Annotated in this window: 30 protein-coding genes; all 30 read right to left on the bottom strand. The window is 39.0% G+C overall.

Annotated features, from left to right (window positions below; translation table 11 throughout):
• Positions 1 to 4: 4 nt before the first annotated feature.
• On the bottom strand, positions 5 to 211 hold the full coding sequence (locus JWR23_RS13175) for a hypothetical protein (protein WP_299516629.1): 207 nt from the start codon (positions 209 to 211) through the stop codon (positions 5 to 7).
• Between the two features lie 8 nt (positions 212 to 219).
• Positions 220 to 981, bottom strand: a complete 762-nt coding sequence (locus tag JWR23_RS13170; protein ID WP_299516628.1) for a hypothetical protein — start codon at positions 979 to 981, stop codon at positions 220 to 222.
• The gene (locus JWR23_RS13165) at positions 978 to 1,895 is read right to left on the bottom strand and encodes a hypothetical protein (protein WP_299516627.1); all 918 of its coding nucleotides are present in this window, start codon (positions 1,893 to 1,895) and stop codon (positions 978 to 980) included. The genes JWR23_RS13170 and JWR23_RS13165 overlap by 4 nt, the downstream gene beginning before the upstream one ends.
• Positions 1,896 to 1,898: 3 nt before the next feature.
• Positions 1,899 to 2,240, bottom strand: a complete 342-nt coding sequence (locus JWR23_RS13160) for a hypothetical protein (RefSeq protein ID WP_299516626.1) — start codon at positions 2,238 to 2,240, stop codon at positions 1,899 to 1,901.
• Between the two features lie 76 nt (positions 2,241 to 2,316).
• A complete protein-coding gene (locus JWR23_RS13155; protein WP_299516625.1) occupies positions 2,317 to 2,835 on the bottom strand; it encodes a hypothetical protein in 519 nt (172 codons plus the stop codon).
• Positions 2,832 to 3,272: a hypothetical protein gene (locus tag JWR23_RS13150; protein ID WP_299516623.1), complete on the bottom strand. Its 441-nt coding sequence runs from the start codon at positions 3,270 to 3,272 to the stop codon at positions 2,832 to 2,834. The genes JWR23_RS13155 and JWR23_RS13150 overlap by 4 nt, the downstream gene beginning before the upstream one ends.
• Before the next feature lie 105 nt (positions 3,273 to 3,377).
• Positions 3,378 to 3,557: a histone H1 gene (locus tag JWR23_RS13145; protein WP_299516622.1), complete on the bottom strand. Its 180-nt coding sequence runs from the start codon at positions 3,555 to 3,557 to the stop codon at positions 3,378 to 3,380.
• A 67-nt stretch (positions 3,558 to 3,624) separates the two neighbouring features.
• Positions 3,625 to 4,875: a hypothetical protein gene (locus JWR23_RS13140; RefSeq protein ID WP_299516621.1), complete on the bottom strand. Its 1,251-nt coding sequence runs from the start codon at positions 4,873 to 4,875 to the stop codon at positions 3,625 to 3,627.
• Between the two features lies 1 nt (position 4,876).
• The gene (gene traM / locus JWR23_RS13135; RefSeq protein ID WP_299516620.1) at positions 4,877 to 5,947 is read right to left on the bottom strand and encodes a conjugative transposon protein TraM; all 1,071 of its coding nucleotides are present in this window, start codon (positions 5,945 to 5,947) and stop codon (positions 4,877 to 4,879) included.
• A gap of 11 nt (positions 5,948 to 5,958) precedes the next feature.
• Entirely contained in the window at positions 5,959 to 6,186 is a 228-nt protein-coding gene (locus JWR23_RS13130; RefSeq protein ID WP_299516619.1) for a hypothetical protein, read from the bottom strand.
• Positions 6,183 to 6,809, bottom strand: coding sequence for a conjugative transposon protein TraK (traK, locus tag JWR23_RS13125; protein ID WP_299516618.1), 627 nt, complete (start codon positions 6,807 to 6,809; stop codon positions 6,183 to 6,185). The genes JWR23_RS13130 and traK overlap by 4 nt, the downstream gene beginning before the upstream one ends.
• Positions 6,810 to 6,820: 11 nt before the next feature.
• A complete protein-coding gene (gene traJ, locus JWR23_RS13120) occupies positions 6,821 to 8,005 on the bottom strand; it encodes a conjugative transposon protein TraJ (RefSeq protein WP_299516617.1) in 1,185 nt (394 codons plus the stop codon).
• Positions 8,002 to 8,655: a TerB family tellurite resistance protein gene (locus JWR23_RS13115; protein ID WP_299516616.1), complete on the bottom strand. Its 654-nt coding sequence runs from the start codon at positions 8,653 to 8,655 to the stop codon at positions 8,002 to 8,004. Before JWR23_RS13115 ends, traJ begins: the two co-directional genes overlap by 4 nt.
• Positions 8,642 to 9,313 (bottom strand): hypothetical protein, encoded by a 672-nt coding sequence (locus JWR23_RS13110; RefSeq protein WP_299516615.1) that lies wholly within the window; start codon positions 9,311 to 9,313, stop codon positions 8,642 to 8,644. The genes JWR23_RS13115 and JWR23_RS13110 overlap by 14 nt, the downstream gene beginning before the upstream one ends.
• A complete protein-coding gene (locus tag JWR23_RS13105; protein ID WP_299516613.1) occupies positions 9,300 to 9,980 on the bottom strand; it encodes a conjugal transfer protein TraI in 681 nt (226 codons plus the stop codon). Before JWR23_RS13105 ends, JWR23_RS13110 begins: the two co-directional genes overlap by 14 nt.
• Before the next feature lie 80 nt (positions 9,981 to 10,060).
• Positions 10,061 to 10,435 (bottom strand): hypothetical protein, encoded by a 375-nt coding sequence (locus tag JWR23_RS13100; RefSeq protein ID WP_299516611.1) that lies wholly within the window; start codon positions 10,433 to 10,435, stop codon positions 10,061 to 10,063.
• A 4-nt stretch (positions 10,436 to 10,439) separates the two neighbouring features.
• Positions 10,440 to 12,902, bottom strand: coding sequence for a TraG family conjugative transposon ATPase (locus JWR23_RS13095; protein ID WP_299516609.1), 2,463 nt, complete (start codon positions 12,900 to 12,902; stop codon positions 10,440 to 10,442).
• Positions 12,903 to 12,906: 4 nt separating this feature from the next.
• Positions 12,907 to 13,275: a DUF4133 domain-containing protein gene (locus JWR23_RS13090; protein ID WP_299516607.1), complete on the bottom strand. Its 369-nt coding sequence runs from the start codon at positions 13,273 to 13,275 to the stop codon at positions 12,907 to 12,909.
• Complete coding sequence (locus JWR23_RS13085; protein ID WP_299516760.1) at positions 13,272 to 13,556, bottom strand: DUF4134 domain-containing protein; 285 nt, start codon at positions 13,554 to 13,556, stop codon at positions 13,272 to 13,274. The genes JWR23_RS13090 and JWR23_RS13085 overlap by 4 nt, the downstream gene beginning before the upstream one ends.
• A gap of 125 nt (positions 13,557 to 13,681) precedes the next feature.
• The gene (locus JWR23_RS13080) at positions 13,682 to 14,275 is read right to left on the bottom strand and encodes a hypothetical protein (RefSeq protein ID WP_299516605.1); all 594 of its coding nucleotides are present in this window, start codon (positions 14,273 to 14,275) and stop codon (positions 13,682 to 13,684) included.
• A 169-nt stretch (positions 14,276 to 14,444) separates the two neighbouring features.
• Complete coding sequence (locus JWR23_RS13075) at positions 14,445 to 15,305, bottom strand: RteC domain-containing protein (protein WP_299516603.1); 861 nt, start codon at positions 15,303 to 15,305, stop codon at positions 14,445 to 14,447.
• Positions 15,306 to 15,494: 189 nt separating this feature from the next.
• Complete coding sequence (locus tag JWR23_RS13070) at positions 15,495 to 16,445, bottom strand: LuxR C-terminal-related transcriptional regulator (RefSeq protein WP_299516601.1); 951 nt, start codon at positions 16,443 to 16,445, stop codon at positions 15,495 to 15,497.
• 47 nt (positions 16,446 to 16,492) lie between these two features.
• On the bottom strand, positions 16,493 to 17,059 hold the full coding sequence (locus JWR23_RS13065) for an N-acetyltransferase (RefSeq protein WP_299516599.1): 567 nt from the start codon (positions 17,057 to 17,059) through the stop codon (positions 16,493 to 16,495).
• Between the two features lie 355 nt (positions 17,060 to 17,414).
• On the bottom strand, positions 17,415 to 19,823 hold the full coding sequence (locus JWR23_RS13060; protein ID WP_299516597.1) for an outer membrane beta-barrel family protein: 2,409 nt from the start codon (positions 19,821 to 19,823) through the stop codon (positions 17,415 to 17,417).
• A 70-nt stretch (positions 19,824 to 19,893) separates the two neighbouring features.
• The gene (locus tag JWR23_RS13055; protein WP_299516759.1) at positions 19,894 to 21,459 is read right to left on the bottom strand and encodes a M56 family metallopeptidase; all 1,566 of its coding nucleotides are present in this window, start codon (positions 21,457 to 21,459) and stop codon (positions 19,894 to 19,896) included.
• A 515-nt stretch (positions 21,460 to 21,974) separates the two neighbouring features.
• Entirely contained in the window at positions 21,975 to 22,337 is a 363-nt protein-coding gene (locus JWR23_RS13050; RefSeq protein WP_299516595.1) for a BlaI/MecI/CopY family transcriptional regulator, read from the bottom strand.
• Between the two features lie 157 nt (positions 22,338 to 22,494).
• Positions 22,495 to 22,959 carry a hypothetical protein gene (locus tag JWR23_RS13045; protein WP_299516593.1) on the bottom strand — a complete coding sequence of 155 codons (465 nt, stop codon included), beginning with the start codon at positions 22,957 to 22,959 and terminating at the stop codon, positions 22,495 to 22,497.
• A gap of 5 nt (positions 22,960 to 22,964) precedes the next feature.
• The gene (locus tag JWR23_RS13040) at positions 22,965 to 25,163 is read right to left on the bottom strand and encodes a peptidase domain-containing ABC transporter (RefSeq protein ID WP_299516591.1); all 2,199 of its coding nucleotides are present in this window, start codon (positions 25,161 to 25,163) and stop codon (positions 22,965 to 22,967) included.
• A 6-nt stretch (positions 25,164 to 25,169) separates the two neighbouring features.
• A complete protein-coding gene (gene gwsS, locus JWR23_RS13035) occupies positions 25,170 to 26,204 on the bottom strand; it encodes a grasp-with-spasm system SPASM domain peptide maturase (protein WP_299516589.1) in 1,035 nt (344 codons plus the stop codon).
• A complete protein-coding gene (locus JWR23_RS13030; RefSeq protein WP_299516587.1) occupies positions 26,185 to 26,427 on the bottom strand; it encodes a hypothetical protein in 243 nt (80 codons plus the stop codon). The genes gwsS and JWR23_RS13030 overlap by 20 nt, the downstream gene beginning before the upstream one ends.
• Positions 26,428 to 26,431 lie beyond the last annotated feature (4 nt).

Raw genomic sequence — 26,431 nt, 5'->3', positions numbered from 1 at the left:
GGCCTTACTGGGAATGTAATCGCGAATATATTTTTTCTCTATTGTTAGCAGCTACAATGTTTAGGGAAAGGGCACCATCAAGATAGACAATGATTTTAATTGTTTCATCGTCCAATTCATCAGACTGAATTAAGCAATGAATTTTTAATCGGATAACTCTTAATCCATCCGTTTCAGCAATATGTCTATTTAATATATCGGCTGTCTTCATTAGGTTCGTTACTGATTTAATTTGCGGTGTACATTTGTAGGTTTTTCTTTGAAACTACTTGTTTTGAGCCTTTTACCAATGGTATCCAACTTTTGAATGAGCGTGTCGAAATGTTCTATCTTAATTGGTTTTTCAATTGTTATTGTCGGTTTGTTGGGACGTATGAAAAGTAATGAAGTACAAAAAGCAACGACTAAAACGCCTGTCGTCCAGTTAGCTATACGGAATGTAGTATAGGACTGTATGAGATTAATGGCCTTTTGATTGTTTAATTCATTATTAACATGGAGACCTAATAATAAATCTCTTACTACTTCTGAATAAAAAGCATTCAAGGTTTTATTGTTAAAGTCTTGTACATTCTTCGGAGCAGGGCTACTATATTGAAAATTCTTTACATTATAGTTTCTAAGAGCATTCTTTATTGTTAGCAAATAAAATCCGAAAGATAATAGCAACACAAAAAGAAGTACTATCTTAATATAAAGTGCAAGCCCTTCTACCTTATCAACAAGAAGTGGCACAAAAAGGCTTAATAACGAAAATATTAGACCGGTTTGGCCAATTAGCTGAGATGTTTTACTTTCAAGTAAGTTCAACCTGTCGTTTTCTTCGGCAAAAAGGGATTTCAGATAGTGCATATGCGCTTCTGATTTTTCTTCCTCTTGCGGATCTGGATAAGCGTTTATTCCCGCTGGAACGTCTGGCGATGCACGTTTCTTCTCAAAAAGTCCGATAGCGTTCAGTTTTTTTAACAACTTTTTTTTCATGCTTGCAAAAAATCAATTATGGCTTCTGAAATTTGAAGGTTTGTTTCAGATTCAATCCATGCCCATTGACCGTTGGGGTTTATCTCCAAAAATATATACTTGCCACTTTTCGTTTTAACCATATCAATGGCACCGAATTTTAAGTTTAATGCCTTTAATAAATTTACGCACATTAACTCAACTTCCTGTGGGATTTCAATCTTAACAAATGCTTTACTTTTTCTTCTCCAATCGGTAATGGTGTCCGGGTCAACTTGAGAGTCGATAGATGCTGCGAATACTTTGTTTTCGACAACAGTTATCCGCAATTCATAATCCTTCTCAATATTTGCCTGATAAATGCATGGAGTTAAATCATATTGGCTAATTTCTTCCAAAAGATCGGGAGTTAACTTGTTGGTATAAATAAACTGTATGGAGTCCTTTTGTGTAAGCCTTGTTTGCCCGATTGGTTTAATTATGATATTTCTGTCACATTGCTCATAAAATTCAAGCAAATCTTCTTTTGAATTTGTAATTAGTGTATTGGGTATCGTAAAACCAACACTTTCAGCTGTTCTTAATTGGAGTAATTTATATTCGGCCTTATAAACTGCAAAGGGGTCACTTAGCCATTTTGCATCGATAATTGTAAAAAGCCCTTTTAAAAATGATTCGGTTTCATTAAGCAGATATAGCTTTTCATAATGAAGCAAGTCAGAAAAATCTGGAAGTTTGGTTCTGCGGAACCAAACAGCGGTATATTTTTGTTCTCCTAAAAATTCGTAATAAAGCCCCTTATTAATATTAAACTTATAAGGCTGTTTAAGTATGTCTTCGCAATTCAAACGGCGATAAGAAACATGGCTATTATTAAGCTTATTAATTAGAAAGTCAGCGGTAAAATCATTCTTATGAGTAACGATTAAAATCATTGTTTAAACGTCGCTATCAGAGCCCTCTATCATCTGCCTTGTACTTGTCATCGTGATTAATCCAGTTTCTAACATTAGACTATTAGCATCACTGTCTGATGTCTCAGTGCGGGTAAACGTTCTTGTTTCTGTCACCATCATAACATCAAAATCATTTTTATCGCTATCCGACGGCTCATCATAATCCTTTGTTCTTGTAACAGTAGACATAGCGAGCGTTTCTATTGCCGGTTTACCTGTTGTTAGATTGACGTTAAGATTTAAAGATTCATCATATCCCACTGCTGAAAAATCAACTTCTGGTCCGTGGGCAGATTCTATAAATTCAAATATTAGAGGTTTCATTCTCGATTTAAGTTAAATACAGGTTTAAAGATAGGCAAAGAATAGGGTATTTATAATGTCGTCAATTCAGATTAGATTATCGGCATTTAGTCGAATGTTGTTTTCTAATATTCGAATGAAAACAATTCTTGGTCTTTCGTAAACTATCAAGTTTTATTTCCAACATCGCAACTTTAATTTTGGTTAAAGAGTCTGATCGGCGCAGCTTTGTTATCACCTGGTTTTGCTTTTCAAAATTGTTCTTTAAATCGTCAGCTTTTTCCTTTCCGAAAAATACACTTATTGCGAAGAGGACGATCCCAAAAAAAGCAGCAATGGACTGTTTGTTAAAGCTTTTTTTGGTATTACTCAAATTCCAGTTACCTGTAAATCCGTCTTTTCTCGCTTGGTTTATCCCCTTACCACCAAAAATAATGCTCACGACAAATGAAAGAAAAGAACCGCCTGCTATCAGGTAGTAGCCAAGACCAACATTTCTTTTATCAATAATAAACGCAGCAAAGGTGCCAACCACCGCGATCATTGCTAACGCGGCAGTAATAAGTTGACCACTCAGCGTAACCCCAATATTTACCGCATCTTTTTTATCACTCATCCCCAAATCTCAAATTTTGTAGTTCTTAATTGTGGCCATAATGTATCTATTGCTTTCATCATGGCATGGCCGCTTATTTCTTCATCCTTATCGGCCTCTTCGTTGGTCCTGTCAATAATCGTCTTTATATCGTTTTCAATCGCCACTTGTAGTTCAAGCGGATCATCACCATATATTCGTTCAGGATTTCGAAAGGGCCTGTATTCCAGTAATGGGCGTACAATCATATTATGAAAATTGACTAACAAGAAATATTTGGCATCCGGCCTTACCCGCCTGTCATTGGATTGATAATCAATTGCCCTCCTTATGATCCTAACGAGGTCATATTCATACAGGCCAAAATTTCTCTGGTAGTACCGCCGGTCCCTTATATCATTGTTATAGACATAATCAGCATATAGCAGATCATAGGTTTGGTAAAATTCTTCTCTCATAATGTCATTTAGGTAATTTAATATACAGGCTAATATACTGTGAATAAAAATAAAAAAGGCCGTCTTTTCAACGGCCCTTCCTAAAGTAAATTAATAATTGAATTGTTATTTTACTGTGTTTTTCTTTTCTGTAACCGTTGTCCGTACTTCCTGCGCGGTTACCTTTAATTGTTGCATGGTGTTGCGCAGCCTGGTTCCGGCAGCGCTATTGCCCTTGCCAAAAAATTTGTCGGCATCCGCTTCCGCTGAGGCGATCAGTTCTTTTAATTTTGTGATTTGTTCCATAAATGATAATTTAAAAGTGAATAAGTAGTGTTCGTTTTAAAAAGGCTGCAACGATAAACTTCAGCGTTTATACGGCTATTCCCTGTTCCTGTTCTTTTTCCTTGCCCTTATTTAATTGCAGGGTCTGGTCAAGTTTAGGTTCTTTTAAAAATTGTTCCCGCTTTTCCGGTTTGCCATCTTCCCCGAAGAAATTAATTTGCCTGAAGCGTGGCGCGGCTTCAATGTGCAACTTAACATCTTGTCCATCTTTAACGGTAGTAATCAGCGGACGGTTACCATTTTCAATAGACTGGTGTAAGTTTTCGGTTTTTTTAGGGTCTGCAAGGTCTTTGATATTATATTTTTCCAGCGCTTCTTTGGTTGTAAAACCATAAGATGGTACATGGTACTGGTTGGTAGTATAATTTTGGTAACGGTCCTTTGGGCTGTCAAAATCCAGTTTTATCCAGGCAGAATAAGGATCGCCTGCTAAATTTAACAAGTCGTCCCTGTAAACAGAACGGCCCTGTATCAGATTGGCCGCCTGTTCAGCCGTAAACCCTCTGCCACGGTCAACAAAAAACGTTTGTGTTTGGGCAGGTGTACGGAATGTACGCTGAAAATCCTTTGCAACATAATTGATCTTTCCGTTTTCCATTTTGGCCAATTCCACTTTATTAGCAGCATCCTTACCGGCAGCTAACTCGCTATTGCCTTTTTGTGTTTTAAAGAAATCAATAGCTTCGGTCACATTTTCAAAAGGCTTAACCATGTTTTTGCCAGGCGCTTGCTCATTAGGTGATATGACCATATATTTTTGGCCCTCTTCCAATGCCTTACCCTTGTTAAGGGCCACGGTAAACTTATTAAAATAGTAGTTATCGGACTGGCCGGATTGCCGGAAATGCCCGGTAATATCCACTTGCCCTTTATTGCCGTTCACTTTATCGTTTACGGTAAATTCCGGCAATCCTTTTTCCATTTTTTGCTGTGCTTCTTCCATAGCTTTTTTACTAAAGCGCAGGTTTTTCATTTCATCCTGAATGTTCTCCAAATTGTTCCTGTTCATATCAATCTTGTTTATGGTTAATGGATTTGCTTTCTTTAATTCGGAAAGCATTTGTTCAATCGTCATATATTGCAGCGGCAGGGAAACATCCGACCAGGGCAATTGGCCCTGTCGGTTGGTGGCCGCTGTAAACTCCATCGCATCGCCGGCCCTGTCAAAAAAATAAAGCTGCTCGATCTCCGGCCCAAACACCACGTAGGTCATTCCTACATCCTGGGCGTCTTCCAGCATACCAATGATGCTTTGTTCTGGTGTATAGTCCGGTTCCATGCTACGATTTGTTAATACGCAGCAATACCGTTTGGCCGCCTTTAAGTTTCACCCTGATTTTCTGAACTTTTTTACTCAACAAGCCTTTTGCCGCTGAAATACCTGCTGTGGCCGCCTGTGTCGATAAACTGTTGTCCATGCTCAAAAACTGCATGTTTTCGAGCGCTCCGTTTGCCCCGCCGCCCGCCGCCTCGCCCAATTCCGCTTCCGGCGCCGCAATGCCCGCCATGCCATCCAGTGAAAACACGGTGAGAATGACCGGGATAATCGCTGTGCCTAAACGGATGTTACGAATGTCTAATAGCAAGCGCTGGTTGGTAATGGCACATGAACCGAATACAGTTTGCCCTTTTGGAATAGTAAGGCCATTAATATGGATCGTATCCTGCAAACGCAATTTGACCACACCACCGGGCGCTACTTTTTGATTGCCGTCAATGATAGCTGGAATTGCCTTAAATGCGCTGTCCTTTACCACTGGTTTATTCAATTCGGGCTTATCCTTAACTGATGATGGATTTTGAATGGCCATGATCTTATCTAGCATGGCATTCAATTGCTGCATTTGCGGATCGGGCGTACCTGTTTGCTGTTTTTGTTTAATAAGCTTCTCCAGTCGGTGAAGCTCGGCAGATTTGGCATTGGCTTCATCATCTGTTGGCGGCTGTTTGGCTACCGGATCAGGCCTGTTGATCTGCCGGTTGATTTGCGCCAACCGTTCATTGATCTTCGCTTCATTAGTTGACGCGCTGTTTGGCGGCGTTTTTACAGGGTGTTGGAATTTCGAAGTGTCCCAACCCAAAGCGGCAAATGCACCTGAGTCAGATTTTGACCGGGCTAAAACGGAATCATGCTGCGCCTGGTTGTACAGGCTCATTTTGTCTTTGGCTTCATCCTTTTTCAACTGTGCGCCGGGTAATTGGGTGTTGATGCCTTTGCTGACTGTCGCATCTTGTACTCCCGCATCCCCCCTACCACCGCCTAAAGCGTAAAATCCTAATGCCGTGAATAGGATTATTAAAGGCGGTAATACCAGGAGCATCAATCGTTTTCGTTTCTCTTGTGTTGTCATAAATATTGTTTTTAATGAATAATCGCTTTGATGAGCAGCAACAAACAGCAACTGCCGAATAACAGGCAGAACAGGAATAGCGCCGTTAACTTTGATGCCCGGTTCCAGTACTGCGTTTTGCGGTTGAGATAGCCGGACACCCGCGTTTGATGCCGATGGATTGTATCAGCTATGCGGATAACTAAAGGGTTATCAATATGCTTTGCCGTAACTTCATTTCTCTTTCTGAATAATTTCATGGCGTATTACTTTTTACCTGTTCATCATTATTTTGCAGTATTTCCCAACCCTGTATCAAAAAGCCATGCGGGTTATTGTCCGTTTCGGTTTTCAGGTCGCTGACCTTTCCCTGCGTGATCAATTTGCGGGTTACGGTGCTGGTGGCCCTGATAAGCTTTTCGGTGGCATAACAGGTAAAGCCATAGGGATAGGCATCCAGGTCCAACCGGATACTGTCTACCTGTACCTGCTGGTTGATATTTCCGGAAACCAGGTTATTATAGTAACCCGCTTCGCGCAAATTGTCATAAGCGATCTTGGCGCTGCCGTCAGCTAAATACAAGGCTTTGGTAACGGTGGCATCAATCTGTTTATCATCCGGCACCAGGGTAAAAAAGTCCTCGTGAAAGGTCTTGATATGATCCCTCAATTCTATGGGCAGGTTTGTTTTCCGGTCTGTTGCGATAGCCTCCAGAACTTTGCCGTTATACAGGATATGTACCCGGTTCTGAGCCTGGTTTACGATATCATAGCTTTTATAAATGCAAAAGCACAATGTAGCCGTATTAGCCGCGATCAACAGATAGCTGAACAGCTTGATATGCTTAAATGCGGTGTCGATATTTTTGAATTGTGTGAACATAAAATTACTTTTTACTTGCCGGATAGTTTGTCCCTTTGGTAGTTGCTGTTTCCCGAACCTGCACTATTCCAGCCTTTCACAACGTCCGATGGTGCGTTCAGGATATTGCTTCGGGCTTGTTCTGCCCGTTCGCCTATGGCTGCGGCGGCACCGGGAGCCATACTTATGGTAGTAGTCGCGGCGCTGGTCACTTTATTTAATAAGCCGTTACCACCATGCGCATGGATCACATAATTAGCTACGCTTGGCACCGAGAAATAGCCTACTATACCAATACAGAGAAAGATCAAATAACACGTATCACTTGGACTAAAAAAGGTATCACCCGCGCTTTGTATCTGCGATATATCCAGTTTGATCATTTGCTGCTGTACCTGGCCGATGACACTCCCGAAGATGTTGGCAATAGGCAGCCATAGAAAGATATTGATGTACCTCGCTACCCATTGCTGTAAGGAATTCTGTAGACCGTCAAAGACCGCAAAGCCAAATACCAATGGGCCTAAAATGGCTAATACAATGAGGTAAAAGGTGCGCAAGGTGTTGATACAAAGGATAGCCGCCGCGTAAAGCACCTGCAAGATCTCAGACATCCACTGCTTGATGTTATTTTTGAAATTGTACATATTCTTGTCCATCCAGAATTTCACATCATTGCCCAAACTGGAAAATGTACCCTCGTTCTGGTCGTTCGGGTCGTCGGGATGGGTGTATTTATACCACTGCTGCCTGTCCCCATTGCCGTCGTCACCCACATACATCTGATAGCTTGAACTATTTTTGATTGCATCCTCCTTTTGCTTGAGCAGTAGGGCAATACTGTTATCTGAATTTTGCACCATTGCGCCCGTAGCCGACACAATAGGCTGCATGATGCCGTTCATCAGCGCAATGACCATCGGAAACAGCATAATCGCCATGCCCAAAGCGAACGGGCGCAACAGCGGATAAAAGTCGAGCGGCTCTGCCTGTGCAATCTGCCGCCAAACCCGTGAAGCGATATACCAAAGCGCCGCAAACCCCGCTATGCCCCGCGCGGCGTCAATTAGGTTACCGCACATCGGGATCATTTGGTTATACACGTTGTCCAACACTGGCTGCATTCCCTTTAAGCTCCTGGTAATGTCCTGCGCTCGGGTAACACTAGCACTCAACAGGAGCAACGCGATGCCTGTAAATAAAATTTTCGTTTTCATGGGTATAAGGTTTTTAAGTTATTGACCTCGTTTTGTTCTTTTTGCCGTTGCAGCGCTAAAACAGCTACCTTGTTGTTGAAATCCCGGAGAAATACCAGCTTGTTTTGTGTATCCGAATAGATGCCATCAATAGCCTGCAAGCGTTCCGCATCGCTCATGCGTAAATTGCCTGCGGTAATGACATTGGCTAAATTGGTCAGGTTGTCCACGCTCTCGTTAAGTAAAGAGGTAAACACACCGTTCATGTAAAGTAACTCCTGCGCGTTGAAGTGGCTACTGGCATTAGCTTGTTTCCAAGCCCATTTATATTCAGATACGATGCTGACCTGGTTTGCGATAATATCAGCTATCCGGCCATATTTCCTTACTTCAGGGCTTATTGCCATCAGGCTGTTTAAGAAAGCGGAATGCAGGTTAAAGTTGCCTTGTGAAATATTCTTAACCGCGCCGTAACCCTGTGTTAAAATCGTATAGCCGGATTGCATGTCCGAAAGGATCGCTTTAAATTGGGTCAGCTTTTCTATGTCAAGCAACAATTGCTGCATATCCTGGCCTGTTGAAATCTGCCCCCTTGCTATTTGAGGCAAAAAGCTGAAAGTAAAAAGCATAAAGCCGCTTAGCCCGACACTTATTTTCTTAATTAATTCCATAAAGCTGATTTAAGGTTTGAATACTTTGATCGACTTGGTTGCGCTGAATAGCCAATAGCCTAATCTGAGTGCAAAAGGAGCAGGTAAAGAGGTATTTGTCTTTAAAAACTGCGGTGATTTGGTTAATGCGTTTGATCCGTTCATCATCGGTCATTACCAAATCGCCGGATGTTAACACTGTTTGCAGATCGTCCAGGTCTTTAGCACATTGGCCAATGATGTTTTGCTGTACCAGCCCGATATAAGTTTGCTCGGAAGCGGACAGGCCGGCTAAATGCTGCACCGAATTAAATTGGCTAATGATGCTTTGCTGTTCTGCGTGAATGGTTGGCAAATCCGTACTGTTCTTAACCAGTGGGTTGACCTGGCTTAACGAATTATAATAATTTTGATGCAAACCAAATTCGCCGTTCTTAAAATTGCCGATAGCTGTCCATTCAATTTTCATCATCGCGTAACCTTGTTTAAGCGAAGTTTCACAAGCGTTCAGGGCCGCAATTTGCTCGGTCAGGTATTTGATCTGCGTTTTCTTTTGGCTAAACCATTCGGCAAATGTTTGCGCATGACTTTCAGCAGAAACAAGAATCAAGATATAAGAAACAAGACAAGCCCCTTTCAGCTTTCGCCTTTTATCTTTTAGTTTACTAATCAATTCCATAATATTTTTTCAGCGTTAATACTTCGTTTTCATCACTGGCCCGTTGCAGGCTCAATAGCTTGTTCTGGTTATTGAATTGCTGCAAGTCGTTGTAATTGGTATCCATGTGATCGGCAGCCTTGTTGACAATTTCCATCCGTTTGGCATCCGGCATTTGGGTTTTATTGGCATTGATGACCAATAAAATTTGATCGAGATCGTTAACGCTGGCCTGCAATATTCCCGAATAGACTTTGCTCATATAGGCTAGTTCATCGGCGCTGAAATGCTTGTCCGATTTTACGAGGTTCCATGCCTGGTTATAGGAATTAACTAAAGCGACCTGCTTTTGCGTTAACTCACTGATCCTGGAATAATAGGCGATAGCTGTTTTAATGTTCCAGAGTTCGGTATAATATTCGCTGAACAAGTCTTTTTGTTTGAATGACCAGTCCGATATTTCATTCAATTTGAGTTTGGATAATTGATTTTCCAATGCTTTCTGCGCGTTTTGGAGCCAGATCGTTTGGTTCTGCATCCGTTGTACTTCCAAATCGATTGCCCGGATCACCCTGCCGACGGTCGAAGAAATGACCGAGCCGACGATGGCCTGCGCATCGGCGCCTTTGGGTATGGACACAAATATGCTTACCGCCGATAAGGGTAAAATGACCATATACTTTTTCATGATTTCTTTAATTTTTGACACAATAGCCTCCTTCACACCGCTATCGCGGTATAGTAATGGTTACTTGGTGAATAATTTGGTTAGTTTATCTTTTGGTAGCTGGCCTGGTTAATCAGCAGTAGTTTTTTATCCGCATCAAAACGAAATATCCTGCCAGTAATAGTTTCGTCCAGTTCGTGCTTTCCGGTATTCCAAATAGCATTTAACTTTTCCGTTTTATGATGCTTCGGTAATAAATGCCCGTCCCTGATAGCTTGGTAGGTCGTTTTGCGGATAATCATATAATTATTGGCATCAACCGGCTTAATGACTAAAGTATCATTAGCAATGGCATAGTCGCCTTTAGCAGCGTTTACATAAGTACCAGGAATAAAATCCTGCGTTTGGCTGTTTTTGCTTTGACAGGCGGCCAATAAGAGTAGGGCGGCCATCATCATTTTAACTGTTGTTTTCATAGTATTAGCTTTTGCTTTTAATTTCCATTGCAAGTGCGGCAATACCCTTTTGGATGCTGCCATACTTTTTAGCATATTGATGTACTTTTACCTTTTCGCGTTCCTCGGTAGTGTAAGCCAGATATTCTTCTAAACTGACTTCTGTGCGATAAACTTTGGAAAACTGGCCCAACGAGATAAATACCTCCTTGTACCTGCGTTTTGGATCGTTAGCCCGGTTCATAGAGAGAATGAGTGCTTTTTCTTTTTCAGTAAGGCCCAATAATTCTTGTATCGCATCAAATTTGTTTTGGTATTTGCTTTGGTCAAGCAGGATCTTACAATCCGAATTATTAATAATCGCCTGCTTAACTACAGGACTACTAATAATATCTTCTACTTCCTGGGTCACTACGATAGGTTCACCATAGAACTTGCGCATCGTTTTATACAAATAGCGGATGTATTCTGCCATGCCCTCCTTAGCGATGGCTTTCCAGCATTCTTCGATCAGTACGACCTTACGGATACCTGGCAGCTTGCGCATTTTAGAAATAATCATTTCCATGATGATGAGTGTAACTACAGGGAAAAGTATGGGATGGTCCTTACAGGCATCTATTTCAAAAACAATAAAACGTTCATGGAGCAGGTCCAGATTCCCCGTAGCGTTTAACAGGTAATCAAACTCGCCGCCCCGGTAATAAGGATTTAATACATAGAGAAAATTTGCCACATCAAAATCTTTCTCCTTTACCTTACCATCTTCCAATACCTGTAAATAATGTTCCATCAGGTATTCATAAAAGGTATTGAAGCAGGGAAAAACATCAGGAAACCGCTCCAAATGCTGGTAATAGCCGGTTAGCGCGTTGGATATAGCCACATATTCCGATCTGCGGTAGGGTTCATCGTCTTTTTTCCAAAGTGCCAGTAATAGCGTTTTGATGCTTTCTTTCTTCTCTGTATCCAGTATGTCGCCGTCAGTTAAATGGAATGGATTAAATTTGATCGGGTCGCTTTCCGAATAGGTGAAATAATAGCCTCCCACCAATTCACAAAGTCCTCTATAGCTGTGGCCAATATCCATTACCACCACATGCGCAGCTTGTTCATAATAGGAACGGAGCAAATGGTTTGTCCAAAAACTTTTGCCGGAACCACTGGGGCCTAGTGTAAATTTTGAGCGGTTGGTAATCCAGCCTAAACTCATCGGCAAATCGCTGATGTCCACATGAACAGGTCTCCCGGTCAAGCGGTCGCCTAAGCGGATACCGAAAGGGCTTATACTATCCCGGTAATTGGTTTCGAGATTAAAAAAACAGGCGGCCTGCTCTACGAACGTATCAAACGTATCATTCATGGGAAAGTCGGCTTCATTGCCCGGCAACCCTGCAAACCATATTTGCGGCGCGCCGTCCGTTTCCAGTTTGGCAGTAGCATCCATTTGCGCCATTGCGGAACTTACCAGATTTTTCAGGTCTTTAATTTTGTTTACATCATCCGACCAGGCCAGTACATTAAAGTGGGCCTTGATGGGCAGCCGTTGTTGCCCGATGGCTTCATTGAGAAAATCATTAACCGCATCGCGGCCGATGGCATTTTCACGGGAATAGCCAGATAAAGATTGTAAGCGTAATTTTTTAGCTTCCAGCCGTTTGATCGTTTTTTGCCCATCCTCAATGAATAGGTATTGGTTCAGTATGTGATTACAGTTGAGCAACTGGCCCAAAGGCGAAGCAAAGCCAATACTGAATTTGGTGCGGTCGGTGCTGTATTTATCATAATTAATACGGCTGCCGCAAACGGTCGGCAGGTCTTCAGCATCGGCCAACATGTATAATTCACATTGATTTTTGCCAACTCTGATCTCCTCTTTGATGTGAATATCTTGGATAACCGACCTTTGTCCTGGCGTTCCTAAAAAACAGTAGCTTTCGATGACGCCTGCTTGTGCTTTTGTACCCGCCAATTCATCATCATTTAACCTGTTCAGGTTAACGAAGCCGCTGTCTTTTAATATCCGCTCGAATTGCCCGGCGCAATCCAAAAAATCCTTAAACAAAACCGGGCTAATGGTTTGCTGCGGCACAATGCTTTTGCGTAAGATGTTGCTGTAGGCAGAACTGGCTAATTTCCTATCCTTTGGTTTTTGGGTCAAAAAGATATAACAGCGATGCTCCAAACATTCGCGTTCGTTAAAAAAACGTTCACTGGAGCGTGACAGGAAGCTTTTACCCGCCTTTTCAAAATCAGCCTTAAAACTACTCGCGGTAAACCAGTCCTGTTTATGGAAAATACTGCCTTGCGGCAATAAACGTATTGCTTTGACCCACGCCTGGTGATAGGCTTCATAATCCCGGTCGGATAAAGTAAAGATTTCCGGCAGGGTAACTTCGTAGGCAATGGTAATGTCACCGTGAGCCGACAGGATCGCACCATTCTCTACTTTGGTTAGGGGCAGTATTTTATTGATTTCAATTCCCATAACATTACTTTTTTCGTGAACTAATTTGTTTTTCAGTGGCACTCAAGAGGTGGCTTTGCTTAGTTTTAAGATTAATAAATACCTGCCTGGAATTGCATTTGAGATAATCAGGCAGTTGCTTTTTGGCAAGGTGCTTGGACAGGCCATGCTCACCGAAGCGGTGACTGAGCCGGAACACGGTAAAAAGTAAAGCAGAACCTAAACCAACGATCAGCGGCAGGGTAACCCAAAGGCTTAATCCGCAGATATACAGTACAGCGAATCCAATTAGTAACAGCACTAACCCAATAGCCAGGTAAGCGATGTATTGCGCTTTGAGGCCCTTAAACACAATCGGTTTTGATACCCCTTTGTTGATCTGGTAAATACTCATACGCCGAAGAAGGATTTAAGAACGGTTGCTACTACCACTAAGAAGATACAGGAGCCGAACCAGGCGGCGGCTACCCTGTTGGTATCCGGTTCTCCTGCATTCCATTTGTTAAAAACCTTGATTGCCCCTATAATGCCAACTACGGCACCGATGGCATACATCAGGCTGCAGCCATCGGCAAAGTACCCTTTGACCTCATTTGTAGCCGACTGTATGCCGCTGTTGCCGTTACCGGTTTGCCCAAAGCAGAAATTGATGGTTAATAATAAGGTGGCGAACATTAAGGTTTTGAACAGCGCCTGCTGTTTGGGAGGGTATGGAATAGGATTGGTGAAAGCTGCTTTCACTTCTTTTATATGGGATTTGATCGATTTTATCATGATGAAAAAGTTTTTGCCGTTAATAATTAGTTCCACAAATTGCTGAGTTCTTTGTCTGAGATAGGGAAAAGCACATTTTCGCGTATATACTCATTCAATGCCTGCTGGTTGGCTGTGCCTTTGATCTTCGGATACTTCGCGCTGACCAAAGCAAATAAAGAGATGAAATCATGCTTGGTGCCTTGTTGTGTTTCGAGAATATGAAAGATGCTTTTCAATTCTTCCAGCACATCGGGCACGACGCTTTGCTGCCTTTTGCGGTTATCATTTGTGTTCTCACTTTCAAAATCTTCTTCCCAATTTTCTTTTACCTCCTGTTCAACTGCTGGTTCGCTTAAGCGCGGCGCGAAACCGAACTGTGCCATACTTAGCCTTGTCATGCCTTCAGGTAGGGCGGGCTTGCCCATCAGGTCGTCATCATTACCTAAAGGCTCACCTTCAAATTCCTCATCCCACGCATGGGACAAAGGTTCAGGGGGCAAATCAGCTTGACGCCTTCCGTTTAATAAATCCTGGATCTGTAGCTTGTAAAAGATCAGGATTATTGCCACATACCAAATGGCTGTCAAGATTGTAGCAGCGATCAGAAATTGCTGCCAGGTGAAATGTTGTAGTATCATATTATTTTGCTTTACATCTGCCGCGTAATTGCGGCAGGAATTACAAAAGCAAATTTTCAAAGACACCAAATTTTTGGTTGAGTCATTTAGGGTCAACCCAAGAATAAATATTAACCATCTGAAGAGCAGTTATTTAAATGAATGGTTTTAACAAGCTTGTTATCTTTTTTTACCTTTTAGGTTCGTATTCGTCCTCTTTATCAAGTTTTTGAACTACGCTATCTTTCATTTCATCGAGATATTTGGTACGGCTTAGCCTTTTTCTTCTCCGAAGTTCTGCAAGACGTTTGGACGGAACACCGATATTTACCTGAAACTTTTCTTCCAGCCAGCGGAAGATATCAGACAAACTGGCTGTTCCGTTATTGATCTGTTTGGTATGATAAATCCCGATGCCGATTTCAGCGAGATTAATGGTATCACCTGTCCAGTTCATTTCGCTGTTTTCATTTGTCAATTGATATGGGATGGCCGGGATTCTCTTTAAAAATACAAGCTTGGAGATTACCCATTCTTTTAGCCTTTCAAATGCTTTGAACTTAGAAAACAGATAATCACAGCTTGTTGAAAAACCCGGATCGGCATCTGGTACGGCTGGTAAGAGCAAGCTTTGCAACTCTGCCCCGCGTATAAAGTACAAGCTATCCAGTTCATTGGCATCCAGTTTATAGTATTGATATAAAAAGGCATACTGCTGAAAAAGCCGTTCAATGTAATGAAGTTCCTGGGTCAAATAGTCAACCTGTTTTTCGACGTCCCCGAAAGGAAAGCCATTTTCAATGGTGTACAGTTCCATGTAATAAATCTGCCATTGGTAAACTGAAGGCTTGGTGTACTTGAAAAAGCTGATTTGTTCCGGCTGACTTTTAAAGGGATGCTCTTTTATAAAATCCTTCAACTTGGTAAGTGCTTGCCTGACAAGTTTTAACGCATTGGTAAGTTTTTCGAGGGGCTCATTGGTTTGGATTGATGCTTGTTCCAAATCCTGTTCCAACTGCTTTAACAGGCGGGAATTTAGTTCTTGTAACATACTTAAAAATTATTTTTGATAAAACCCGCCTCGCCGGTTCACTGGCAACAACTTTCACTCTAGCAGGAAATGCGTAAAACTTTCTTCATAGGTTTTATTTTTAATCGGTTACAGAAACCAAAAGTAGAATGCCTAATCTTTAAAAAAAATACCAAAAACGTGTATTTCTGCTACCAAAAAAGTGGTAATTTATAGGATAAGAGCTAAAAATACATTAAAATGGACATTTTGCACTTTATGGAACAGGGCTTGACGGTTCTTAACCTTTGTCTTTCTAAATGTATTATAGATGTGCTTTTTAACGGTTTCTTCAGATATATGCAGATGATCGGCAATCTCTTTATTACTAAACCCTTGCAGCAACAGCAGAACGATTTCTATTTCCATCTTTGTCAACTGGTAATGGCTAAAGTTTTCTTGAATGATTTTGGGATTAGTGCCCTCCATATTTAGCTTTAATAAGTACCTGTATTCGCACCTGGCCTTTTTGATAGATTTCCAGATAAATAAAAAACTAATTGCTATAATGCCCGTATTCGTGCATAACACTTCAATAAGTTGGCTTTCCTCTACAAATCCGAAAAAAGCCAGGGCTGCCCAAGGACTTATTGCACAATGCATGGCAATTTCTTCGAGGTATTGTTTGTTATTTCTGTCCGCTACATGTTTTTTACGAATTGCCGCGAACATTACCCATAGCAATACTATTGCATAAATAAAAGGAACGATCATGCCGAACCTGATGTCAACATTCAGGTTGCCATTGATAGCGTAAACAATCACAAAAAAGATTACATAAGGGAGTATCAGGAACAAAGGCACACCATAGAACGCATGCCAGTGTAGTGATTTAAGGTTAAATGCCTTATAAAAATAGAAGGGAAAGTAAGATGCCATCAAAAAGCCGCCGCCGTAAGCGATCATTTCTTGTGTGGGAATGTAAATATTAATTTTAGGGTCGGGGAAAAGTCCGCCTGTAATGTTATAGAAAAGTAATAATACGAGCAGGATCAGATACCATAAACGGTTAGTGTCCTCTGGTCGGAACAGATAATAAAAGAACTGGAAGATCAACATCAGGCTTTCCAGTACTATAAAAATAAATGTTACGATGTGAATTTGTGTGCCAAAGACAAGCATGGATGGTTGATTACAAGGTAGGTGAAGATATTAGTAGGATTGGGAGATTAATTCTTTAGAAAATACAAAGTATATGTCAAATTAAGTTCCTCGTACACTTTAAAACCATTGTGTTCATACCATGGGATGTTCGACACAGTGGACGTTTCCAGAAATATCGGCAGCTTTTTTTTTCTGGAGTCAGCAATGACTTCTTGAAGTAACCTGGTGCCAGTTCCTTTGTGTTGCGCTGACGGGTCAACACCAATGAACCATAAATAGGCCATCGGCAATTTTGGTTGTTTAGCCTTGATTCTGGCTTCACGGTCAATCGCCTTCCTAACGCCACTTATACCAATCGCCATTAAGATCACTTTCAAATCCAATATGATAGCTTTAAGGGTGGTTCGTTTTTCATCGGGATACAATACCAAGGCGCAGGCTTTACGGTCATCAGAAATCCAAACATCGCCGAAAATGGAACACATTTCAAAAGAATAGTCCATTAATGCCTCAATGTGCTTTAGTCTGTTCTTAGTATGACGAACAATATAATTTACACTTTGATTATCCTTAAAAGATTGTGTAAGCAATTTTATTACTAATGTCTTGTCTACCAATTTTGCTTTAACCATAACGGATTAAAAATAGATTAATACCCCTCTGCACATCTTGGGTGAAATGGGATGCTATAAAAAATAGAAAGCTTAAGGTATATTTGAGCTTGTTAACTATAAATTACATACACTACATTTCGAAAATGAAAACGGAGTTAAAAATTAGACCTAAATTAACTAATGTTTAAACAGATTTTCGTAATGGTGAATATCGATATATCCCGAATTTTTGCCTTTTTATCCCGGAAATAGGGAATATAGAAATTGTGAGTAAGGTAAAATGGTAAATACTGTGCAGAATTGATAATTCCATTTAATATTTATTCTCATTTACCGAAGAAGTTGTTTCTGTAAATTGGAATAACCTAAGTAGTTAATTTTTGAACCTGCTATCTTCTTGTGTATTAAAATCATTAATATTATTCTTCTTTGTTTTCCCAAATCGATATGACAGCGCTATTTGACCAATTCGTGATTCGTTTTTTAAATAGCCTGAATTTGTATAGTAAGGCGAATCGTTTTGGTAATTGTTTTTATTAAGATTAAACGCGTCATTCAATGTTAGCGTAACCGAAAGAGCATCGTTTAAAAAACGTTTGCTACAAGTAAAATCGATATATTGATAGGTACCACCCGTTCCGAAAGGTAACGTAGTTTTTGATTTGAAATTTCCAAAAATTTCAAAAACTGCATTTTTCCAGAATCTGAAATCGGTACTTAATGATCCTCTGTAGCTATTAACGGAATTGGGATCAGGTAGGTTCAAATTGCTTAAATCGTAGATTTGTCGGCTCGCAAACAGGTTTAGATTAAGGCTAATTACTTTATTAAGCACCTGTTGGGTGTAAAAATTTACACTAAGATACTTAAACGTTTTATAATTTTGTGGCTGGTTGATGTACGTTCCCTGAGCAGCATCGGGAAGTAAAATCCATGTATATGGATTAGTTTCGTTTGAAAAAGATCCGGTAAATGTATAAGAATGTTTACTGCTCGGTTGCAAACTATAAGTAAAACTTACATTATCTGTTCTTGAAGGTGTAAGTGCGGGATTGCCTTCCTGTGATGTGGACGGATCGATTCTGAAATTTATCGGATTTAATTGAGAATAAGATACCCGGTATATTCTTTTACTATAGGACAATGACAGCGTACTTATTTTACTAAGTGTATAGGTAAGAGCAGCACTTGGAAATAAATTGAAGTAATTATTTTGATTTTCAGTGTTATAACCTCTTGTTGTTTTTAGATCCAATGAAGTGCCTTCGCCTCTCAATCCTGCTGAATATTGGAGCTTTTTGTAATTCCCATTCAAATTAAGGAATAAAGCATATACATTTTCTTTATAGGTTAAATCGTAAGTTTGATTCGGGTCTGCAACATAACCTGGTAAAGTCGCATCATAAATATTGTTATTAAAATTACCATCTATAGAAAAATCCGTCAATTTTCCGCCGGCGATCATTTTTACATATTTATTTATTGACTGATTATAGTTGATAACCACACTTTTAATAGCAAGATCCTGATTGGAGATATTGGATGTGAGATAACTGCTATTAGAATTACTTAAGAGAAAACTGTCTTCCTGATTAATGCTGAAATTGTTGTTAATATGTCTTTTCCAGTAATAAGCATCTAAAATTAAACTGTTTCCTTTGGAGCTTAATATACTTCGATAATTGAAGTCAATGTAGTAAATTTTTGAATCTGCCTGATCAAGCCGGTCTAATTTCTGAACGCTGCTTAAGTCGCCATTGCTTTGTAATGTATTTAACACGCTTGAAGTGAGCGATGGTAGCTGTTCAAATTGGTTGTATTTCAAAATAAAGCCAACAGTGTTATTTTTATTAATCGCAAAATCATTGCTTAAGTTGATGCCAATATTTCTTGTTGGATTGTCATTAGTCTCACTTCGGAACTGATAATTTGAAATTGAATCCGGGGAATTTTTGTTGTGTTGAGTATACCCGCTGTTGTTATAGTAATTGCTATGATCAAAATTGAAATTATACTTACCCGTATAGGCGTTCGACTTGTAATTAATAGCTGCAGCGCCCCCATATTTGTCGTGAGTGGCTCCGTTTCCATCAATTCGATACGACATTCCCTTTAAAAGATTTTTGTTTGTTGAAATGTCAATTATACTTCCTCCGGAGGCGTCATAATTACTTCCCGGATTTGACAGTACCTTAATGTTTTTGACATCATTCAGATTTAAGGACTGTAGGTAAGTCTTTAGTTCATTTCCGGATAGCAGGGATGGCCTTCCATCAATATAAAATATTACCGGTCGGCCCAAAAGTCGTAATTCACCGTTTTGTTCTGGTGTCATTCCAGGCAGTTTCTTTAACAGTTGGCTTGTATTAACATTGATATCAGCAGTTGATTTATCTATGTTATACACATAACCTTCCGGTATTTGGACAACAGATGCGGGTTTCTCAGTAATAGTAACCCCGTTTAGTACTGTTGATGATTCCTGCATTCTTATTAAAATCGGGTTGCTGTTGATTATCCTGTAAAATTTCGTTTTATAACCTACAAAGGATATTTTAAGTAAATCCCCAAGTTCATAGAATGGTGCGGCGACCGTTCCAATTTTATCAGTTAATAGAACAACCGTTTTGGTTGAATCCTTAATACTTTTTACAGAAACAGTTACGTAGGATAGGGGCTGATTGGATACACTGTCCTTTACAATAATATTTATATTCTGACCCCATGCCAAGTTGCTTCCAAGAAGCAAGAATAAGACTGTGTAAATCAATTGTTTTGCCATGGTAATTGGTATTAGAAATCGATTTTTTTTTGCTTTCGTTTAATTAATATTAATGAGAAGTAAGCGTTAGTTAAATTTTAGCGGTTACGTTATGGATTTTGAATGATAGAAGCTCCTTAATGGTCACGTTTTTATGTTCTGACTCCTGAAAGCTTTTTATATATTCCGGTGTGATGTTCAAGATTTTTAATGAGGTTAAATTAGCCACAGTGATATCGTTAAATCCGCAATTCTTAATAGCCTGTATGTATTCTGGTGTTATATTCAATGTCCTTAAAGAATAAAGTTCATTTTGGGATAAATTTTTAAATCCGATATTCTCATAACTTTTAATAAAAGCAAGGGGCAGGGGGATTTTCTGAAATTTTTGATCATCAATAGCAATATTACCGGCTACATTAAAATTGTGGACGGTATCCTGACTAATAATTTTGCTTGTAATTATTTCCTGTGGAGTTGGTTTGCCGGAAGATGGGCTATTTGTCTTGCCATAAGATCCCGAGCCGGAAAGCTTAGCGAGGTAAGCAGCAGCTACGCCATGCATCTTTAAATTTATAATTTGAGTTAAATCCAAATTATTATAGCCGGCGTTAACTATTTCCTTGATATAAGCGCTATCAACCCCAATTACTTTTGCTGATACAAGCACTTGCAGAGGAATATGCTTAAATCCAGCCCGGCTCAAAAAACTTAAATAAGCATAATCAATGTGCAGTACAATTAGGGATGCCAACTGGTCTTTAGACAAGTTATTATAGCCTAAACTTTGCAGCTCTTTAAGGAAGTCCAATTTAACATTTAATATCAGGTATTTAAATAAATCACTTTCCTCAATATCCGTAATCCCCGATCCTTTTAAGGTTGATTTGAAGACCTGATTCCCCACAAACTTGTAACTGCCGTTACCTTGTACACTATCAAATTGCCCATTAAAAAAAATTGTACCGGCATCACGTTTTATATGAAAATCACTTTTTTTATCGATAGGGAAACTTGAAATTTCTTTCCTAAGAAAAGTAGCGCTATTGGAGATTCTATGATCAGCAGATGAATTCTTAAGATCAATTTTAACCATTTCACTATTCACGGTTGCAACCCATTGACCTTCCATGTCATTGGGGATATTTGATTGGCTGGGTAACATCATAATATTAATTTTATTGTTTGAATAATCCTCCGAGCCTTTATATACTGTATTACTAACCGCGGGTTGATTAAAAATAGCTGCCAGCATTATGAAAACCGGACAAAGCATAATATATTTCCATAAAATATGCAGGTTTGATTTTTTAGCGTTCATCATCATGATCCTCTTTTTTAATAGTGACTGATTATAATTGGTGGAAATTCGAAGCGAGTAATTAGGAGTGGATACTTTCAGCAAACTGAGCTGATAGGATTTTTTATCAGCCATTTTATCCGCTAAAACCAGGTCATCTGTTAGGTATTCTAAGTTGTTCTCGATCGCTTTTCGGTATAACCATATAAATGGATTAAACCACTGAAAAACGATAGCTATCTCACCAATTAATATATCAAGGCTATGCAATTGCCTAACATGTATCTTTTCATGAATTAAAATTTGGTTATAAGTGTCCCAATCATATTTCTCCGGGTTAATAAAAATGCTATTCATAAAAGAGGAAGGTGCCTTATCTGCAGTTATCTCAACGATTCTGTAAGGGCCATCAATTATGACCGGTTTTGCATAGGCATGGTAAATAGTGCTTGCCAGTTGTATAATAAGATTTAATCCAAAAACGGCCACGCCGAGCCAATAAATAATAAAAAGCCAGAAAATTATTTTTTCAATGTCTATTCGCGTGTTAAATATCCCAGGCTCATCTGCCTGGACTGAATTGCCGGCAATAGAATTTGACCCACGTAGATGAGATTGTTCGGTATGGGTTTCAACTTCAAAGAGTTTGTTATTTAAAAGCTTTTGACCACGCTGCGTGAGATTGGTATATACTTCGGTTTTTCTGAGTGATAATTGGCTTGGTATAGGTAATAAGGGCCATAAAAAGGACATCGTTAAACAAGTGATCAGTATGTACCTGTTCAATGAGTGAAACGTTTCACGGTGTAACAGGGATCTGTAAAAGGAAAAACAAACTGCCAAAATCAGAGCTACATGTATTAGATAGGGTATCATTTTTTCGTAGATTTAATTATATTAATAATATCATTCAATTCGCTCTCCGTTAATTTCTGCTCTTTAGCAAAGAAAGCCAGCATCCGGGAATATGAATTATCAAAATACTGGCTTACAATATCCTTCATTGCATGCTTTTGGTATTCTTCCTTCGAAATGGTGGGATAATACTGGTATATGTTCCCAATTGTCTCGTGACTTAAAAATCCTTTTTCCTCCAAAATCTTTACCATTGTAGCCACCGAGTTATAATGAGGTTTCGGCTCCGGGAGCTCCTGAATGATTTCTTTAATAAATGCCTTATCTAAGGTCCAGATAACTTGCATAATTTGTTCTTCGCGTTTGGCTAACTTTTGCATGGTAAATAATCTATAACCAAATATAATACTAATCAATTAGTATTGCAACTAATTAATTAGTATTTAGCAAACTTTTATATTCCTGTTTGCAAACCGTATTTTGAGTTGCCGTTAAAAAGAAAATCAACAATAAGTAAATGTTTGTATTAATCTCATTTCAAAAAGTTACTGATCTTCCGGTTAGTAATCGGCTTATAATGCTTTTCTCTTTGCCGGTTAATATCACGTGCATAATTAAAGGGTATTTGTTATTAATGGTCTTCTTTTCCTTACCTGCATTCTTTAAGCTTATTGTTACCACCCCAGAATTATAATTTATACCATATACCGATGCTTGAAAAACCTGATAATGTCCCCGTGAGGTATACTGATGAATTTCGACATTTTCATTTTTAGAAAGTTCATTCAAAAATGGTTTTGAGGGTAGTTCAAATTGTACCGTATTTTGATCGGCAGAATTAATTACTGATTCAATATCTATTTTATCCGCATAACGTACCAAATAACCTGTTAAGAGAAAACATACCAAAGCCAATAATATAATTACAATGCCTACGAAAATATAATGGCTGGGCATTTTGCCAACTTTCTGTTCGATTCTATTAATAGTGTAATTTGTCATAACGATCAATTGCCTAATTCAAGTTGATTTTTGACTAATTCATAATAGTTGGCTCTGTTTGCAATCAATTCAGTATGGTTACCCTGCTCTACGATTTGGCCATTTTCAAGAACTATAATTTGGTCTGCGTTTTTTACTGTGCTGAGTCGATGTGCTACTATGATAACTGTCTTGGTTTTATAAAACTTTTCTAAATTTTCAATAATTATTTTCTCGTTGTTAGCATCCAAGGCATTCGTCGCCTCATCAAAAAACAAATAATAGGAATCTTTATAAACTGCCCTTGAAATAAGTATGCGTTGCCGTTGGCCCTGGCTGATCCCATTGCCCTGAGCTCCAATCTGGGTATTAAAATTTAATGATAATGATTCAATATAATCCTTGATATTAGCCACCTCAACGGCGTTTTTCAATTTATCCCAATCAACTTTTGTGTCGCTTTCAGCTATATTATTTGCTATAGTATCAGAAAAAATAAATCCGTCCTGCATCACGGCTCCGCATTGGGATCGCCATTGTTTACTGGTTAAGGTTTCAATATTTGTGGACCCTACAGTAATGGTTCCTTGGGTAGGTGTGTAAAATCCCAATAACAATTTAACTAAAGTTGTCTTTCCGCTGCCGCTTGATCCAACAATCGCTGTTACTTTCCCTTTAGGTATTTTTAAAGTGACATTTTTCAAAACATAGGGAGTTAATTCATTATACCTAAAGCTTAGGTTGTCAAGCATAATGTTGTCCTGAATTTGATGGGTGGAAACTGGCTCATTTTTTTTACCGGCATCCTCCTCTAATTTGTCATGTACCTCAACAATTCGATTTAAACTCAGTTTTGCCTCATAACCGTTTCTAATAAATGCAACAATTTGTTGGATAGGGCCATTTAACTGCCCAATAATGAACTGGGTTGCAATTAACATACCTAAACTCATGTTACCTTTGATAACAGCTATCGCAGCGATTATATTGATTAATATATCTTTTAATTGAGTGATGAAAAATGCTCCGCCATCCTGGTATTGATTTATAATATTTGATTCAACATTAATTTTAAATAGCCTCTCCTGTGATTTTGCCCAACGGACAGTTCTTTTTTCTTCACTGTTTTGAAGTTTGATTTCTTGCATACCCTGGATCAGTTCATAGAGCATATCACTGTTGTTCGAACTTTCCTGAAAAAGTTGATAGTCAATAATTCGCTTTTTACTTGTGAAATAGAATATCCATATAAAGTAAACGACACTTCCAAGCAAGAACACAGCAAATATCAGGGGATTATAGAAAGCCAGGACGATACCAAAAACAATGATATTAAAGACCGATAGCACCACACTTAAGGAAGAAGCGGTAAAAAACGTTTCAATCTTGCGGTGGTCGTTGATCCTTTGGAAAAGATCTCCAAATTGTTTTGTATCAAAAAAATGAATAGGTAGTTTGGTTAGTTTGTAGACAAAATCCGATGACAGTAAGATATTGACACGTGAACTAATATGAAGAATCAACCAGCGCTGAAAGAAATTAAGTGCTGTTTGGCTGGTGTATAGTATTAATTGCGCTAGTAATAAAATATAAATAAAATAAAGATTCTTATTTGTGATTCCAACGTCAACCACTGCTTTTGTCAGGAAAGGGAAAAGCAGTAATAGCACACTTCCGGTTAATAAAGAAATTATTATTAAGTAGATATACTTCTTGTAAGATTTGAGATAACCGCCGAAAAATTTTAAGGTATCGGAATTATTTTCAGGATCAGTGACAATGGTAGTTTGGAATGCTTCAGTTGGAATAAGCAACAATGCAATGCCTTGCGTTGTATTATCGACAATCCAATTTGTAGCAAATTGATTTGTTGTTAATTTTATTTTTCCCTTCGCGGGGTCTGCAATATAGATATAGTCCTTTTCTGTTTTATAAATGACAACAAAATGTTGCTGCCGCCAAAAAGCAATACAGGGTAAGGGTGCCGATTGTAAAGACTGTTCATCCCCGTCAAAGGGCAAACTTACCCCAATAGCTTTAAAGCCTATTTTCTCGGAACCCACTTTCAAGCCTTCAAGGGAAATCCCTGCTCGGGAAATATGACAGACTTTTCTCAGGTAATTTAATGAATAATCTTTTCCATAATAACTTGCTATCATTCTCAAGCATGTCGGACCGCAATCCATTCGGTCATATTGATTGTAAAATGGAAAACGGTTAAACATATTACATTAGTTACTCCATACCATGGTATGAGGGTCATAATTGCATTTCTTAGGCTTATCAAATTTATTGTCAACAAAAGCGCGGCAATCGGTACAGATATATCTAAACTCGCAAATTTGGCAGATATTGATCTGATCTTTATTAATAAACCAAACTTCTTTAAACCGATCATCTATAACGCTTGCAAGCGTTGTTTCCGTAATGTTACCGTAGGTAGTAGGCAGGGTCGGACAATTTTTAATGCTGCCGTCATGATCGATCGATATTTTTCTATTTAAACAGGAATTAAATTGTTTGGCTTCAGAAACAGATCGTATGCCATTAAGTGTAAAATACTTCTCACTGATAATGCCGCAGTGCTGATTAGAGTCAATAGCTTGTTTAGTAAAAAGAACATTTCCCATTCCTGATCTATTTTCCTTTGGTCTAAGTATATAGACCTCTGTATAGGGAGCGGAATGAAGTGTTATAGTTTTAATCCTATACCAATCAAATACTATTGATTTGAGTAGGCGTTTAGAATATTCAGCATTATATTTTATGATAAATTCCAACGATTTTATTCGAGTATTTTCCGTCAGCTTCACAATAGCTACCAGTTCATCAGGCGCAATGGTATCGTAAAACCTCAGTTGAATATCCTGGCAGCCCAAGGCCTCTAATTGTGCAAAAATGGATGGCCAATCATGACGGGAAGAAATTCGACTGTCAATTATGGCATTGGTAATAATTGAAGGATGATCCCATTCCATAGAAATATCAGGAAATCGTTCAGCCTCATTTGTCCAGAAACCAAGTTGATTGCCACTCAGAAAGTCCAGGTATTCATCGATGTTTTTTATTGAATCTTCATCAAATTCAGATACCACATCAAGATAGCTTTTTTCTTTAAATGTCCTTATTAGGTCATACAGCTCATTTGAGATGAAATACATGTTTTCCCTTTGCATATCGACAATCAAGCTCCTGCTCGCACCTTTTACTGGTATACAGCATGAGAATAATACAAATTGCGTGGTGTTAGTGATTGCTTGCTCCATCTTTCTTTACGAATTCATCAAGGTCAATTATTTTAGACACCGGCCTAACTGGCCCGGTGGTATAAAAATTATTGGTATTATAGGTATCCACTTTTATTCCCCAGAAGGCGGCGCCTTTTTTGAGTTTTATTTTACTGAAATTATAAGTATAATGATAAGTGAGCGGAAATTTATTTACGTTGATCTTAATGATATCAGTAAATCCTTGGTCATAATTAGGCATACGT

Source organism: Mucilaginibacter sp., from assembly GCF_028288205.1.
Taxonomy (GTDB): Bacteria; Bacteroidota; Bacteroidia; order Sphingobacteriales; family Sphingobacteriaceae; genus Mucilaginibacter.
Note: the sequence above shows the minus strand (reverse complement) of the source record. Positions and strands in the feature narration are given on the sequence as shown.

Excerpts from the sequence above, each read along its gene's own strand:
- JWR23_RS13175 (WP_299516629.1), bottom strand. The coding sequence starts at position 211 with ATGAAGACAGCCGATATATTAAATAGACATATTGCTGAAACGGATGGA.
- JWR23_RS13170 (WP_299516628.1), bottom strand. The coding sequence starts at position 981 with ATGAAAAAAAAGTTGTTAAAAAAACTGAACGCTATCGGACTTTTTGAG.
- JWR23_RS13165 (WP_299516627.1), bottom strand. The coding sequence starts at position 1,895 with ATGATTTTAATCGTTACTCATAAGAATGATTTTACCGCTGACTTTCTA.
- JWR23_RS13160 (WP_299516626.1), bottom strand. The coding sequence starts at position 2,240 with ATGAAACCTCTAATATTTGAATTTATAGAATCTGCCCACGGACCAGAA.
- JWR23_RS13155 (WP_299516625.1), bottom strand. The coding sequence starts at position 2,835 with ATGAGTGATAAAAAAGATGCGGTAAATATTGGGGTTACGCTGAGTGGT.
- JWR23_RS13150 (WP_299516623.1), bottom strand. The coding sequence starts at position 3,272 with ATGAGAGAAGAATTTTACCAAACCTATGATCTGCTATATGCTGATTAT.
- JWR23_RS13145 (WP_299516622.1), bottom strand. The coding sequence starts at position 3,557 with ATGGAACAAATCACAAAATTAAAAGAACTGATCGCCTCAGCGGAAGCG.
- JWR23_RS13140 (WP_299516621.1), bottom strand. The coding sequence starts at position 4,875 with ATGGAACCGGACTATACACCAGAACAAAGCATCATTGGTATGCTGGAA.
- traM (WP_299516620.1), bottom strand. The coding sequence starts at position 5,947 with ATGACAACACAAGAGAAACGAAAACGATTGATGCTCCTGGTATTACCG.
- JWR23_RS13130 (WP_299516619.1), bottom strand. The coding sequence starts at position 6,186 with ATGAAATTATTCAGAAAGAGAAATGAAGTTACGGCAAAGCATATTGAT.
- traK (WP_299516618.1), bottom strand. The coding sequence starts at position 6,809 with ATGTTCACACAATTCAAAAATATCGACACCGCATTTAAGCATATCAAG.
- traJ (WP_299516617.1), bottom strand. The coding sequence starts at position 8,005 with ATGAAAACGAAAATTTTATTTACAGGCATCGCGTTGCTCCTGTTGAGT.
- JWR23_RS13115 (WP_299516616.1), bottom strand. The coding sequence starts at position 8,655 with ATGGAATTAATTAAGAAAATAAGTGTCGGGCTAAGCGGCTTTATGCTT.
- JWR23_RS13110 (WP_299516615.1), bottom strand. The coding sequence starts at position 9,313 with ATGGAATTGATTAGTAAACTAAAAGATAAAAGGCGAAAGCTGAAAGGG.
- JWR23_RS13105 (WP_299516613.1), bottom strand. The coding sequence starts at position 9,980 with ATGAAAAAGTATATGGTCATTTTACCCTTATCGGCGGTAAGCATATTT.
- JWR23_RS13100 (WP_299516611.1), bottom strand. The coding sequence starts at position 10,435 with ATGAAAACAACAGTTAAAATGATGATGGCCGCCCTACTCTTATTGGCC.
- JWR23_RS13095 (WP_299516609.1), bottom strand. The coding sequence starts at position 12,902 with ATGGGAATTGAAATCAATAAAATACTGCCCCTAACCAAAGTAGAGAAT.
- JWR23_RS13090 (WP_299516607.1), bottom strand. The coding sequence starts at position 13,275 with ATGAGTATTTACCAGATCAACAAAGGGGTATCAAAACCGATTGTGTTT.
- JWR23_RS13085 (WP_299516760.1), bottom strand. The coding sequence starts at position 13,556 with ATGTTCGCCACCTTATTATTAACCATCAATTTCTGCTTTGGGCAAACC.
- JWR23_RS13080 (WP_299516605.1), bottom strand. The coding sequence starts at position 14,275 with ATGATACTACAACATTTCACCTGGCAGCAATTTCTGATCGCTGCTACA.
- JWR23_RS13075 (WP_299516603.1), bottom strand. The coding sequence starts at position 15,305 with ATGTTACAAGAACTAAATTCCCGCCTGTTAAAGCAGTTGGAACAGGAT.
- JWR23_RS13070 (WP_299516601.1), bottom strand. The coding sequence starts at position 16,445 with ATGCTTGTCTTTGGCACACAAATTCACATCGTAACATTTATTTTTATA.
- JWR23_RS13065 (WP_299516599.1), bottom strand. The coding sequence starts at position 17,059 with ATGGTTAAAGCAAAATTGGTAGACAAGACATTAGTAATAAAATTGCTT.
- JWR23_RS13060 (WP_299516597.1), bottom strand. The coding sequence starts at position 19,823 with ATGGCAAAACAATTGATTTACACAGTCTTATTCTTGCTTCTTGGAAGC.
- JWR23_RS13055 (WP_299516759.1), bottom strand. The coding sequence starts at position 21,459 with ATGAATAGCATTTTTATTAACCCGGAGAAATATGATTGGGACACTTAT.
- JWR23_RS13050 (WP_299516595.1), bottom strand. The coding sequence starts at position 22,337 with ATGCAAAAGTTAGCCAAACGCGAAGAACAAATTATGCAAGTTATCTGG.
- JWR23_RS13045 (WP_299516593.1), bottom strand. The coding sequence starts at position 22,959 with ATGACAAATTACACTATTAATAGAATCGAACAGAAAGTTGGCAAAATG.
- JWR23_RS13040 (WP_299516591.1), bottom strand. The coding sequence starts at position 25,163 with ATGTTTAACCGTTTTCCATTTTACAATCAATATGACCGAATGGATTGC.
- gwsS (WP_299516589.1), bottom strand. The coding sequence starts at position 26,204 with ATGGAGCAAGCAATCACTAACACCACGCAATTTGTATTATTCTCATGC.
- JWR23_RS13030 (WP_299516587.1), bottom strand. The coding sequence starts at position 26,427 with ATGCCTAATTATGACCAAGGATTTACTGATATCATTAAGATCAACGTA.